Source organism: Halococcus dombrowskii, assembly GCF_022870485.1.
In the GTDB taxonomy this organism is placed as follows: Archaea; Halobacteriota; Halobacteria; order Halobacteriales; family Halococcaceae; genus Halococcus; species Halococcus morrhuae.
In genome coordinates, this window is record NZ_CP095006.1 from 340,803 (window position 1) to 353,797 (window position 12,995).

9 protein-coding genes and 1 tRNA gene are annotated in these 12,995 nt (G+C 49.6%); 3 read left to right on the plus strand and 7 right to left on the minus strand.

Annotated elements, in window-relative coordinates; genetic code table 11:
* Nucleotides 1-55 precede the first annotated feature (55 nt).
* From MUK72_RS16005 to MUK72_RS16015, 3 genes are all read right to left on the minus strand, one after another.
* Nucleotides 56-1,294 (minus strand): DUF6414 family protein, encoded by a 1,239-nt coding sequence (locus tag MUK72_RS16005; protein ID WP_244705636.1) that lies wholly within the window; start codon nt 1,292-1,294, stop codon nt 56-58.
* The gene (locus tag MUK72_RS16010; protein ID WP_244705638.1) at nt 1,291-2,508 is read right to left on the minus strand and encodes an ATP-binding protein; all 1,218 of its coding nucleotides are present in this window, start codon (nt 2,506-2,508) and stop codon (nt 1,291-1,293) included. The genes MUK72_RS16005 and MUK72_RS16010 overlap by 4 nt, the downstream gene beginning before the upstream one ends.
* Before the next feature lie 246 nt (nt 2,509-2,754).
* A complete protein-coding gene (locus tag MUK72_RS16015; protein ID WP_244705640.1) occupies nt 2,755-2,928 on the minus strand; it encodes a hypothetical protein in 174 nt (57 codons plus the stop codon).
* Nucleotides 2,929-3,169: 241 nt separating this feature from the next.
* Between MUK72_RS16015 and MUK72_RS16020 the strand changes: the two genes are divergently transcribed.
* The gene (locus tag MUK72_RS16020; RefSeq protein ID WP_244705642.1) at nt 3,170-6,451 is read left to right on the plus strand and encodes a KAP family P-loop NTPase fold protein; all 3,282 of its coding nucleotides are present in this window, start codon (nt 3,170-3,172) and stop codon (nt 6,449-6,451) included.
* A 167-nt stretch (nt 6,452-6,618) separates the two neighbouring features.
* On the opposite strand, the gene MUK72_RS16025 is transcribed toward MUK72_RS16020, so the two are convergent.
* The 3 genes from MUK72_RS16025 to MUK72_RS16035 form a co-directional block, all read right to left on the minus strand.
* Nucleotides 6,619-9,165 carry an HNH endonuclease gene (locus tag MUK72_RS16025; RefSeq protein WP_244705643.1) on the minus strand — a complete coding sequence of 849 codons (2,547 nt, stop codon included), beginning with the start codon at nt 9,163-9,165 and terminating at the stop codon, nt 6,619-6,621.
* A gap of 732 nt (nt 9,166-9,897) precedes the next feature.
* On the minus strand, nt 9,898-10,458 hold the full coding sequence (locus tag MUK72_RS16030; RefSeq protein WP_244705645.1) for a restriction endonuclease: 561 nt from the start codon (nt 10,456-10,458) through the stop codon (nt 9,898-9,900).
* Between the two features lie 368 nt (nt 10,459-10,826).
* A tRNA-Met gene (locus MUK72_RS16035) sits at nt 10,827-10,900 on the minus strand.
* Between the two features lie 246 nt (nt 10,901-11,146).
* Between MUK72_RS16035 and MUK72_RS16040 the strand changes: the two genes are divergently transcribed.
* The gene (locus tag MUK72_RS16040) at nt 11,147-11,497 is read left to right on the plus strand and encodes a pyrimidine dimer DNA glycosylase/endonuclease V (RefSeq protein ID WP_244705647.1); all 351 of its coding nucleotides are present in this window, start codon (nt 11,147-11,149) and stop codon (nt 11,495-11,497) included.
* Nucleotides 11,498-11,570: 73 nt separating this feature from the next.
* Here MUK72_RS16040 and MUK72_RS16045 read toward each other — a convergent pair whose 3' ends face one another.
* The gene (locus MUK72_RS16045) at nt 11,571-12,002 is read right to left on the minus strand and encodes an adaptin protein (RefSeq protein ID WP_244705649.1); all 432 of its coding nucleotides are present in this window, start codon (nt 12,000-12,002) and stop codon (nt 11,571-11,573) included.
* A gap of 79 nt (nt 12,003-12,081) precedes the next feature.
* On the opposite strand from MUK72_RS16045, the gene MUK72_RS16050 reads away from it, so the two are divergent.
* Nucleotides 12,082-12,972, plus strand: coding sequence for an ADP-ribosylglycohydrolase family protein (locus MUK72_RS16050; RefSeq protein WP_244705651.1), 891 nt, complete (start codon nt 12,082-12,084; stop codon nt 12,970-12,972).
* Nucleotides 12,973-12,995 lie beyond the last annotated feature (23 nt).

A 12,995-nucleotide genomic window follows, 5' to 3' on the forward strand; every position in this document is an offset into this window, starting at 1 on the left:
TCTCGGTTACACATATCCCAATCAATATCAATAGATAGAACAGTCTGAGCCTGGATTACCAATAAATACCGATTACGTTTGCCTCCAAATGTGCGTCAGAGTTCCCTTCAGACCCCTCGTTTGGACCAGACGCTTCTTCTTTACGGTACTCTGTTCGCAGTGAAAATTCATCTTTTGAGAAGCCATCTTTGGAGACAACTTTGATGAATTGGTTGTATGTTTCTTTCAGTAGAGTATTTTGTTGTTCGAATTTTACTTCACCTTCCGGTGAATAAGCCTCTATCGCCTTTTCCACAATTTCTTCAATTTCCTCTTCACTTACTTTTGAGGATGTTTTGGTGCTTAGAAATTCGGCAAATTCTTTCACCTCTTGTCTATCAACATTCAAGGTCGCATCTGACACATTGATACTCTCTTCAAAGCTAGCCATGGCTGCATCTAGCCGGCTTTCGAGATTTGAATTGAACTCCTTAGCCTTATTTTGAGAAATGCTTTGGAGCACACGGATTAGCTTCATTGGATACCAATCTGGCTCTACCTGCTCGACGCGACAGAATACCCGAAATTGCTTCTCAGATGCCAATGTTTGGATCGGTTCTGTCCAGAGTGCAGGTTTGTCAAGTAATGCCACAACGTTTAGAATCTCACCCTCCGTTCCTTGCAAAACATCCTCGTCTGAAGAAAGAGATAGACCATCAACCTCAATTCTGATAGGTATCTTATCTCCCAAACTCTTTTCAATAATTTGCATCGTATCGTCTCCCGCAATTTCCTCGTCCGATACCGTAGTCTCGGCATACTCAATTACTTGATGCAACCTATAAAGAGAATGCAACTGAACAACTCCTTGAAATTCCAATACATCACCTCGCTCCAAATCTGTGAGTTTGAGAGAATTCTCAAGCTCATAATTTTCATCTGAATCAAGAGATATTTTCTGCGAAACTTCCTCATGTTCGTAGAGACGAGTGAACTTTGATTGGATTAGGTCAAATGAATACGTACTCTCCGTTTCATGACTTTCTTGAGAGGTATTCCGCCCGCCAGCACTAGCACTTGCTGGACCAGCGTTCAGAGTGAGACTTGCGTTCTTTCGACTTTCCGTGATATTACCTTCTCGGTCTCGCTGTTCGGCAGCTACACGTCCAGAATTGGTGGAAGCTAATAGACTTTGAACACTGCGCTGATCAATATAGACGAACTCACGAAGCGGGGGAAAACTTTGACCCTCTTCTGCCGGTCCAGATATATGTCCAAATAACCAGTTGCTCCAAGGATCACCCTGAGAATTCATGATTTTGACTCCATTCGACGGTCCGCAGCAACTTGTAGATGCTCCATCCTAATGTCTGATGTTCCATCTTTTAGGGCGAGATATTTTGCTTGTGAGATTATAGCATCTAAATCAGCACCAGTAAAACCCTCAGTTTGTTCCGCGACAAGCCCAAGGTCTACTTCATCATTGATAGATGTCTCGCCGAGGCTAATCTTCAAAATTGATTCGCGAGCTTCAGGGTCAGGAAGAGTAAATTCGAGTTGCGTATCAAAACGACCAGGCCGCAGGATAGCTTGGTCGATCTCATCCTTGAGATTAGTAGCCCCAATTACGATGATCTCTCCCCGTTCATCAAATCCATCCATCTCTGAGAGCAGTTGAGCAACGATTCGACGCTCTGTTTCATCTGCCTGACCACGAGGGGGAGCCATGCTATCTAATTCATCGAGAAAAATGACGGACGGATTCCCCGTGTTCTCCGCTGCTTGTTCTGCCTCAGAAAATATGTCGCGTATTTGACGCTCGGTTTCCCCGTAGTACTTGCTCACGAGTTCTGGGCCACCGATTATGAAGAGTTCTCCATCGATGTGATTAGAGAGCGCCTTGGCCGTACGAGTTTTTCCAGTTCCAGACTTTCCGTGAAATAGTAATCCGCGTGAGAGAGATATATTGAGCTCGCTGCGTAGATCTTCACTTTCGTCACTAAGTGGAGAGATGATCTCTTCGCGGAGTCTACGCTTTACGCTGGCGAGTCCTCCTATATCTTTCAGCTTAATGTCAATACCCTCTTCATATTTCCAATCATAGGCATTGCCTCCTGAACTCGGACTAATGTCGTCTATATCTACTGCTTTATCATCATATACACCATGGTATGTAAATATAGGTGTGATTTCAATAGTTTGACCAACACTGACATCATCAGGAACACGAGTAACCGTAGACAAAGAGTCGTTAACCCGTACGATAGCTTTTTCATTATTCACATCCTCAACAACACCGACCGTATTACCGGAAGACCACCCACTCTGAGACCATATTTCAATGGCCCTATCATCGCCCCGGGAGCGTTCCTGAATTCTGACTACATCGCCCGGTTTCACCGACTCTGAACCCTGATCGGTAGGAACACCGTTTTTTACAGTTTCCTCATCGCCATTTCTACGCCAAATTAAGAGGTCTGAGTCTGGAAACGTTTCCATAACCAGTCCGGAATGAGTACCTGAATCCATCTTTGTGTTGAATATTAGGGGAGAGATAAAAACCCACGCCTCATATAGTTAACTGAAACAATCGGTAGTCCACCCTCAATGAATTCACCTCGACGATCACAACCGACTCAATCGATAGTGTAGCCGGGGTCATGAAGGGAATCAATGCGTCATCGACCACAGGGAAACGCTGAATCCTGTCCAGTGTTACTCGTACTTAGCTCTCTAACCCCGAGTAGACTTTCCCGAAGGCCCCCTCTTCTACCGTCAAAAATCCGTTATCCGTGTGCTTTCACGCGCCTCAGTAACACCCTTCAGATCAATAACTTCCTTCTCCTGAGTCCGATTCACAAGTACCTCAGTCTCTTCACCAGCACCGGATCGACGTAAATTCACCAATGCCTCAACACCCTCTTTCAATTCATCCAGCCGACCCTCCATTCCCATCGTCGACAGCACCGCCCGATCTAACCCATCACGCTCCGACTCTTTCTGTCACCACTAACGCCTCGGTTGTACCCGACACCGAACTCTCTGAGGCTATCCGGACCCCAAGAGGTGGACCCTGCAGTAGCGGCTGCCAGAGCCGGCCAGTCCCGATGTGATTCTTCCTATATTAGATACAGTTATTAGAGCCGTGGAGACCGGTTATTTATAATTAAGGGACTGCACCTTTCCTACAATGCCTCCAGAGAATGGAGACCTCCTCTTAGCAGATCGGGCTATTACTTCAGAAGACGACGATGAGTTTGGACATAAAGAATATGCAGACAGTTTGGGGCGAATTCTACAAAATGCGAATCCACCGTGGCACATCGGTATTTTCGGGGAGTGGGGTGCCGGTAAAACGTCCATAATCCGGATGCTTTTCAACCGCCTCCGGACCGAACGGAAGTTTGAAGATACGGTATTCGTTGAATTTGATGCTTGGTCCCATGCTGAGGGATCTATCCGAACCGAATTACTGCTTGAACTAGACAAAAAAATTGGTAAAGAAATAAAAGGAGACAGTTCTGACGGTGTTCTCGGGGAGGACGATATTACAGGCCGGCTGTACGATGTGCAGGAAGAAGAGCAGGTTTCAAAGCCAGCTAATCCAAGAGAGATCTTAGTAAATTTCTGGGAAGAAAGCCCGGCACTCGCGATCAGTTTCATCGTTATCGGTGGGGTGGCAGCAGCATTAGAGTATGGGGGTTACTCAGCATTGGCGTCAGTGGCGGTAACGGGGTTACTGCTTCCGATCCTGGGATACATCCTCCAGCAATTGGACACGGTAGCCCGGACAATTCAACGGAAGTTCCTTCATCCGCGAAAGGAATGGTCGGGGTCGTATCAACGCATCTTCGAAGACATAATTGAGGCATCTGATGCAACGACGGTCGTGATCTCGATCGACAACTTGGATAGATGTGAAAGTGCGACGGTCTACGATGTTCTTGTCTCACTCAAGACGTTCCTAGAGAACGACCGTTGTATCTATCTCATCCCTTGTGATGACGAAGCACTGGAAAGCCATATCAAATCGATCGACAAGAGCGACTATTTCGATACCGAGCAAAACGAACGGGAGTTCCTCAGAAAATTCTTCCAAACACACATCCGGATCCCGCCGTTCCTGCCGGAGGACATTGAAAAATACACCAGAAAAGAAAACAAGAAACTTGCGAGCCCGTTCGAGGAAAAAGCCCTTGATGTAATCACTAACGCGTATATCGATAATCCGCGACGGATAAAACATGCACTCAATCGGCTTGCGACGCTTCGAGTATTAGCAGAGGAGATAGAGCAGACTGGAGACTTAACTGATGGCAAAGTCACCGATGATATCCCGTTTCTTGCTAAGGTGTCTATCTTGGAGGAAGAATATCCCGAGTTCTATAAAACGCTGTTAGAAGATCCGCGAATGTTGGGCAATATTAACGACTATTTCCGGGACCAGCTCAGTGATTCAACTGACAGTGATCGGATCGAGACCATGCTGGATCCGACCGATGGGACGGAAAACGATGGAGAACAGGAATCGCGTTTGGAAGCTTTCCTCCGATCCACTCGTCGTATCCATGTTGAAAATCCGAATCCCTTCCTGAACCTGTCTGAGCCATCCTATGCAACGAGTCTCACCGACGTTGATACCTTCTTACAGAACCTCCGGACAGGGCAAGAGGAGGATGTACGGAAGGAACTTGAGCAAGTTAAGGACTATAGTCCATATACAGATGCGATAGCGAGTACCTTTGCAGAGTATACCAAGAAGCGAAGAGAACAGCCCTTGTTCGGGAATATCGATACTACCATTGCGGTCTTCGATGAGTTTGATGAACAGTCCCAGGACCGGTTGATTCAGCTCCTCGGAGACTATCTAACGGTTGATCTTGGCAAAGGATTTTTGACTGATCTCGATCCTAATGCCGTGTTTCCGATTATTGTTCAAATGCAGGATTCCGACTCAAAGGCACTGCTGGAGGAGTATACTCGTCTAGTCGTAGCCGATCATGAACTCCGTGAAAATATTTTGCAGGCTTTTGTAGACAACGCGGAAGCAGTTCCACGCGATATCGCTCGGAGGGTTGGAAACCAGGTCAGGTCACTCGGCGACGATGGACTCAAGACTGCACTCGATGTCATCAACCGGTCACCAGAGGCAAAAGATCGATTGATCCGGTCGGAGGTGTTGAACTCGGTTGTCTCGATGATTGGGATTGATGACAACAAAAACAGATTTACAAACACAGAATATTATACGCGCTTTGAGGACGTAGCGTCCAAGAATGCCCGAGGAGCATACGTCACACACCTTCTGGGCCTGAGACAGGAGTATTCCGGCAACCAAGAACAACAGGTTGACCAGGAACTCTCAGATCTACTGTTAGATCTCAAAAGGGAACTCTTAGAAGAGAGCGGACAGGAGGTCTTCACGGATATTCGAGAGATAGTTGAGAGTCGTGAGAATCAAGAACCAACTAATCTCGTTGAGGTTTGTTTTCACTTCTATAGTTCATTTTCTACTAAAACACGCCAAGAATTCCACAGTTGGATCGCTGAGTTGTTCCGAAACTGGAATGCTGCCAATACAGAGACTCTTTTCAATTTGGGTAAAGAGCACGATGTATCTATCATCGAATCAGAAGACGAGGTTGATGCAATCCTACAGCAGATACCGAATTCACTGAACAACAAGGCACTGGTCACAGATGTAATCGTGCCTACGATCCCGCCCGAATTCGACCAACAACTCTACGAGAAGACCAAGAATCTCATTAGGAACAACAATAACAACCACAATCAACTCGGTAGAGAGATTTTCTCGGAACATCCAGACCGGTTCGAACCGATTTGGGGCGAGATCATTGATCTTTGCGGCGACGTGGCAGATAGACAGAGAAATGCCCGTGAAAAGAGACCGTATCTGGAAGTCGGGGCAGGAATTTTCGCATCACTTGAGGGTCCAGAACAAGAGAATTATATCAGCCAACTCACCAATCTTCTCAGTAGTAATCGGAACGAGTATCAGTTGTATCGGGACCTTTGGAACAAGATCGCTACGGAGGTCGATCCTGATCGGAAGGAAACTGTCGCAGATGATGTCAGTGCCGAACTGGTCCAAGCGTTCAATCGCAACCAAAATTCCGGCCAGCTCGATGCACTGATAGAGGTCTTAAGCTCTATTCCAGGGCATTTGTCCGCTGAAGAGGGACGACGGTTCATGGATCGATTTAGTAAACAGCTCACCGACAACCAGATCAACCAGAATCAGAAAGCACAGGTCTTAGACCAGCTCTCGGAGTTTGACAGGTGGTTCGGGAAAGAAAGCCAGATACTAGACCGCGTAGAGAATCTTGTGCAGCGGTCAAATCACAATAACGTCGTCCAGAACGCCGAGACGCTAATCACAAAAATTGAGAAAATGGGTAAAGCCGACCAAACACGGATAGCCCAGATTCGGGAAGACTACCTTTCCGACTAAGACTAGTTTCACACCCCCATCTTTGAGTTCTGCTGTTGGTGACATCTTCGTGGAGCTGTGGCCCGATACAGATGGCGGATTTCCAGTCACGTTGCACGTACCTTCGGGGCTCCACTAAGGCACCGTCCAGCTCTATGGGACTACTTTCCCACTCGCCCGTCTGCCAGCTACATGGGACCGTTGATGAGATCGTTTCTAGAGCCCTGGATACTCCCTGTAAACATACTCTCGGAACTGTTGGATGGATCAGAAGACGAATCCTGTGACCGGGTCTTTGCCGAGTCTCGTGCCTCCTCAAATTCGTCCTCAGAGACAGACTCCTCTTCTGAGGCAACAGTCAAGCCGTGTTCTTCCCGATGTTGCTCCAGATATTCCTTATGAGGATAGTGGCGCGTCTCTTCTGGTAGTATGAGATCAGTTCCCTCTAAAGATACGAAATCATCATATCCCGCTACCTCCGGTTGATCGGCGACTACAATCGTATACTCATCAGAGACCGCTAACCAGCCAGCGTCAAATGCCCAATGGTGTAGCCGACAGAGGGCAATCCCGTTCTGTACAATATCTGGGCCGCTGTCGCCAACTGCCATGATATGGGCTGCTTCGATCTCATAGCTTCCATCAGAACTGGCCCTACGTGCACCACATATAGCACACCGGTGATCATATACAGAATACACCATGTCCCGGAACTGCGAGTCCCGCTGCTTTCGGGTAACGGTAACTTCGTCTCGTTCAGCAACACTCGGCATTTCAGACGTCTGGGTCGTTTTGGTAGACGGCTGTGCCGGTGATTCTGTGGACGTTTCGGTTTGTGTGGAGGGAGATTGGTCCTTGTCAGCTACCGATCCTGAGGATACAACTGGCCCTGATTCTTCTGAGGAGTCGTCTAAGGACTGATTTGTGATCGATCCTGTGGTAGTCATCGATTCGTGCGATGTCTCTGTCTGTTCAGTGGTTTCATTCGGTTGCTCTACCAGCGACTCCAGCCGCGCGAGTACCATCTCTTTCCGGGTCGATTTTTGTGCCGCATCGAAGTGGTGCATCGCCCGTTCCAACCGCTCACGAGCAGATTCGATGTCGTCATCTTGGATCTTGATTTCCGCAGCAGACTCCTCGAGATTTCCGATGAGATGATGGACAAGGGTCTCCTGAAGTTCCGATGGTAGTCGTTCGATATTACTTATTTCTTCAATCCCGTCTTCGAGAACAGAGACTGCTTCCTCCCAACGCTCATCATCCGCAAGCAATCGTTTGTGTGAAACCACAAAACTCCGGTAAGAACGGCCATAGGGAACAGGAAGCTCGGTTTCCCAGTCTCCATGTTCGTTGGATGCGATATCCCTCGCCTCTGAGAATCGGAGAAGAGCCTCGGTATGATTTTCCTCAATACGTTCAAGATGGCCTTCGACTGCCTTCTGCCGGTAGTTGGATTTTTGGTCCATAACCGGGTCATCGAGCGAGGAAAAGAGCTTCGTGGCTGCGTTGTACACTTCTGGTTTTCCCTGCAAGCCATAGGTGTCTGAGGAGACAGCATCCCAGTAGAGATAGTTCGCCAGCGCGTTAACAAACTCGCTGGTGCCTTGGAACGCTGCCGGCACAACCGCTTGCTCCCAGTGGATACCTCGTTCTGCGATGGTAGCGTTCTCTGTGGCCTCTTTGACGGCTACAAATTCATCGTACGATAGGTCAGGATCAGGTACAGCCGATTTTATATATGCCCGTATGTTCGATATGTTTCCGCCTGCTGCTATGACCAGCCTTGCCAGTTGGGGTGTTGGCATCAAGGTGTTTTGACCGGTAAGAACTATCCCAAAGTCAGCAGGTGATGTTGCTGGATCAGACTCCTCTACGTACTGTTCCAGATAGAGGTTCTCTACGTCGGTTTGGTCAACTGTAGCAAGATGCTCGTGCTGGTTATGAAGATCTAAGCGGTGCTCTAGCTCATCTCTCGATGTGATATAGTAGTATTTTTCATGGAGTAACATATTCTTGAAAAACCGGGGTGCATTAGTAGCAAGTTCACGACGGTAATACTCGTTATAGTCGCACAGACGATTCATCACCGAAAGATACGCAGGGAACTCAAAGACATACCGAGCGTCCCGAAGACATTCGAAAAACGCTCGTTTGGTAGATAGCTGTTTGTGAAATTGTGTGAGTCCGTCAATAAGTGATCGCGTCTCGGTGCCTTCGACCAAGCGATCGAGACAGGTCAGTGAGTAGGCACAAGGGACCTGGGCCGTGGTCAGGATCTCATCCCCGAGTCTGATTGTTAAGGAGCTACGAGAATTATCGATCTGGTGATCAGGTGGTTCGATTTTGAGATCGATTCGTATTCCTGAGAAGGATTCGTCCGATACCGGGTCTGGAGGCGGTGATTCTCCGATCTCGTTGCCGGAAGGATTCGGAGAGACCGCTGGTGACGGATGGATCGGAGTATCTCGTGTTGGTAGTTCCTCGTCAGGAACCGGGTGAATATCGGTGTTGATGATCCCGATGTCCTGGTTGATATCGACAGTAGCGTTTTTCGAGATATGGCTGGCAGATACTGGTGATGACAGGGAAACCGTTAAATGGCCTGTGTACTTCGAAACCGAACTCTCTGATGGATCGTCCGATATAGGCGCGTCCGTAGTCTGAGTGGCTGCAAGTTCAAGACAAGCGGCTGTCAGTTGCTCCGATGTGGGATAGACCCGTCGAAACACTACCATGTCATGATATTGCAAACGGCATGGAATAAACATGTTGTCCTTACTTACTGCTATGTAGGATACTATGGACCGTCACAGGACCGAATGGATCGGTGTTTCCTCTTTGAAAACCTGTTCGACCGTCGCGTTATCCGGGAGGATGGACTTGATCGTAGACACATCAAATCTATCCTACCGCATTCCTTGTGAGGACTTCTGCGCCACCGCCCTTAGTGTAGAAGATGCTGGCTGAGATGTCCCGACCCGGAAAGCACTGTGAGACGATATGATAGTAGACGCTGATCTGCTTACAGTACTAGCGTGTCATAGAATACTTCACGTACCTCACCAAGAACCCAAGAAACGGTATCTGAGAAACAGCCAGTATTGTCGCAATTCAGAGCCGGCGGTAGCGGGCCTCTCGACCGAGATGTGAAAATCATGCCAACCGTTCTATGACACTCTGTACAGTACTCCAGTTTGGCGTGCCGCTCGCGATTAGTCTTGTAGTAGATTAGGATGGTGTAGAACTGTTCTCAAGGCCTGGATCGGCCAATCGCAGTTTGCACGATCAGTGTAAAGAACGCAGATTTTCGGGATCATTGCTGCCCGTTTTTGGGGGTGAAATTACGTCACACGGAAACCAAACCCGGAAGTTCGCGGTGTATGATGACTTCTGCACCACCACCTATCGAACTAGAGGAATAGGAATTGACCCATGATATTTGCAAGCGCTAATAAGTTTTCTATACATCAGTAGATCAGGATGGATACTCGATATACTACATCATTTAAAAAAAAATCAAATATGTCTTGCCAAAAAGTAGAATCAGATTCTTCAATCAACTCAGGATCAGCCTCATCCCATTCAGAGTATGGCCTTCGTTCATGTGTCTCACCGACTCCACATTCTTGATTTCCCCCGTCCAATTTCGAGACTAATTGTGCAATCTGATTCCCATCAATTAACCCAATACCAAGTTTTGATGCCTTCTTTCTTGCCTGAGGTGTGAAATCAGAACTACAGACAATAATAAACATATCGAAGTCATACTCAATCATCACACCTGCATACTGCTGAATGGCAGGTCCTCCAACCTTATTCCCGGACCCATATCGCTTCATCTGCATACCAATCCGCGTAGCACCTTCACATGCTACTGCGTCTACTCCATTGTCGCGACTGGAGTGGGTCACTTCCAGACCATCCCATCCTTGAGACATACAAAGTGCCCTCGCCATTTTCACCTCAAATTCATCAGGATCCATTTGTTGGAGAAAGTGCTTGTATCTTTCCACAGAATAGGATTCCATACTCAGATACAGCAATCTAATCACGAAACAACTTGTAACCAGGGGTGATAAGAGGGTCGGTCAAATGCTTGCGAATGAAATATATTATCACCCTCATCTATGGAGCACAGAGGACAATGAGCGAATCGAGAGCAATAGGGAATTCAGATACGTGAATACAACGTACGCTCATCTGTAGCACATTGTTGATGGCGTTCCCTCCGGCAATTCTGCTCTTTCAGCAATGAACAGAGAAATGTTCTGGGAACTGTGCTACAGCCTGATTGCTACTCTCGCTTCGATTGGGTACACTTGATCGGTGAAATCCTATTGGTGAGAATAAAAGCATGCCAACCTACTCTCGAAGCTATCTGATGAAAACTGCGAGATAGCGGGAGGTGGATTTGAACCACCGATCTGCGGGATATGAACCCGCCGGAATCTCTGGCTATCCCATCCCGCTATCGCTCCCTCAATCTCGGACGCCAGTAAGAGTAGCGAAACTCCCACAGATTGGTGAACGAGGCATTCCGGATCACCGTGGCGTGGCTACTGACGCTTTAAGTGATTCTGGCGACAAGGTGAAGATACGAGAGAGGCCCGTGAGTTTGCCTTGTCTGCCGCTCTCTACAAGAATTTGGGTGAGTGATATCGCTGTCACTCCGAGAAACCGGTGACACTCTATAAGTGGATCCCATTTAGTTGAGTGATGACACGGATGTGGTGCCTGCCGACGGAGATCCTCTGTGACGATCATCTCCGCGGGGAGCACGCAGAACACCACCAGCTTGTGGGGACTATCCAGAGCCACCCGCATGGCGAGGCGATCGCTGAAGGCCACGCCGAGAAGGGCAACATCGACACGACGCGGCTGGAAGAACGCCACGCCCGGCTCGCCACAGAGATGGAACGACGCGACATGAACCACGACTCACCGCTCGCTTACGACGGCCCCACCTACGGGGCTGGCGCGATCGATCTCGAAATGAACCGGACAGATCTGCCCGATCGATGCGAGGACTGTGCTGCCAGAGCGCGAAAGCATAGTCGATCACAGTAACACACTCATCCGATCGCTTAGAGTGAGCGGGAGACCACAACACAGACGCTCAAAGATCGGATTGCTCCGACGCTCATTCCTCCCGGGATGGTGGATCAATAGGGATGTCACCGCGTTCGACGGCGGGAACGAAGTCCCACGTGTAGTAGTGACTCCAGCCTTCGACGCTGCTCAGGTCGATATCGTCGACGACGATACACTCCGTTGCGTTGGGGAACTCCTCGGCGAGTATTCGAAGACGGTCAGGACGCTCGGGCCAGTATTCGTAGCGGCCGAACTCGTTTTGCTCGCCGAGACGATCGATACCCTTCTCGTAGTATCGCTCCGAGAGCGCTTCGATGCCGGGAATGTCGGCTTCCTCTTTCAGAATCTGGTTCCCGATCGCCCAGACCTCGTGGTCGGTGTCGTGAGCGAGGTGACGCACCCACGCGAGTGGGACCGCCTCGTGCTGGGGATGGGGATTCACATCGACCGTCCAGTCACGGTCGAACGCGAACACCATCATAGGCACTCCACCGCGTTCGGAGCCATTGTACAGGGCACAGTGCCCAGAGATATAATACTCTGCCAACGTTCAACTGATCATGGCCGGACATGATAGAGTTGAGGGCGTCCTGCTGGGATTGGCCTGCGGCGACGCGCTCGGTCGGCCCGTGGAGTTTCGCTCGCCGAGAGCTATCGAGGCCGAGTACGGCACGCTCAGGGAGATGATCGGCAACGGTACTCACGGCAAGCCCGCTGGGACCATCACCGATGACACCGAGCAGGCGCTCTGTATCGCACGGAGTCTCGTCGAGCGTGGCGAGTTCGCCCCGGACGACATCGCCGACCGGTTCGTGACATGGTACAACGGCGGCCCGTTCGATATCGGGATCATGACCGCCGATGCGCTGGGACGCATCGATCAGGGGGCGTCGTGGGACAGCGCGGGGAAGGAGGTCTGGGAGGCAAAGCCCGAAGGTTCCAATGCTGGCAATGGCAGTGTAATGCGGTGCGCGCCGCTTGCACTCGCGTTCGCCGACAATTGGGATACCCTCCAGCGGACGAGCCGTGACTCATCACGGATCACGCACGCCGATCCCCGATGTACACACGGCTGTGCGGCCCTGAATCTCACTATTGCCGCACTACTTGATGGCGACGAGCAACCCCTCGACAGAGCTCTCGATGCGTTGCATCCCGACGCTCCCGGCAGTCTTCTTGATGTTCTCGAACCGCTCCCCGACGGCATCGATTCGAAGGAATTGCAGAATTCCGGATTCGTCCTCCACACGCTGCAGACCGCACTATATCACGCACTGACGGTTGATTCTGCCGAATCGGCCATTGTGAACGCCGTCAACGAGGGCGGCGATACTGACACGATTGGAGCAGTCGCCGGAGCAGTTGCTGGCGCACGCTTCGGTGCGTCGGCGCTGCCCGATACCCTGTTGCACGTTCAAAATCAAATCACCAGACGGAACGACCGGGCCTGAATCTGGACTCCATCAGTAGAGTT

Coding starts and splice junctions, on each gene's coding strand:
- MUK72_RS16005 (WP_244705636.1), bottom strand. CDS start 1,294: ATGAATTCTCAGGGTGATCCTTGGAGCAACTGGTTATTTGGACATATA.
- MUK72_RS16010 (WP_244705638.1), bottom strand. CDS start 2,508: ATGGATTCAGGTACTCATTCCGGACTGGTTATGGAAACGTTTCCAGAC.
- MUK72_RS16015 (WP_244705640.1), bottom strand. CDS start 2,928: ATGGAGGGTCGGCTGGATGAATTGAAAGAGGGTGTTGAGGCATTGGTG.
- MUK72_RS16020 (WP_244705642.1), top strand. CDS start 3,170: ATGCCTCCAGAGAATGGAGACCTCCTCTTAGCAGATCGGGCTATTACT.
- MUK72_RS16025 (WP_244705643.1), bottom strand. CDS start 9,165: ATGGTAGTGTTTCGACGGGTCTATCCCACATCGGAGCAACTGACAGCC.
- MUK72_RS16030 (WP_244705645.1), bottom strand. CDS start 10,458: ATGGAATCCTATTCTGTGGAAAGATACAAGCACTTTCTCCAACAAATG.
- MUK72_RS16040 (WP_244705647.1), top strand. CDS start 11,147: ATGACACGGATGTGGTGCCTGCCGACGGAGATCCTCTGTGACGATCAT.
- MUK72_RS16045 (WP_244705649.1), bottom strand. CDS start 12,002: ATGATGGTGTTCGCGTTCGACCGTGACTGGACGGTCGATGTGAATCCC.
- MUK72_RS16050 (WP_244705651.1), top strand. CDS start 12,082: ATGGCCGGACATGATAGAGTTGAGGGCGTCCTGCTGGGATTGGCCTGC.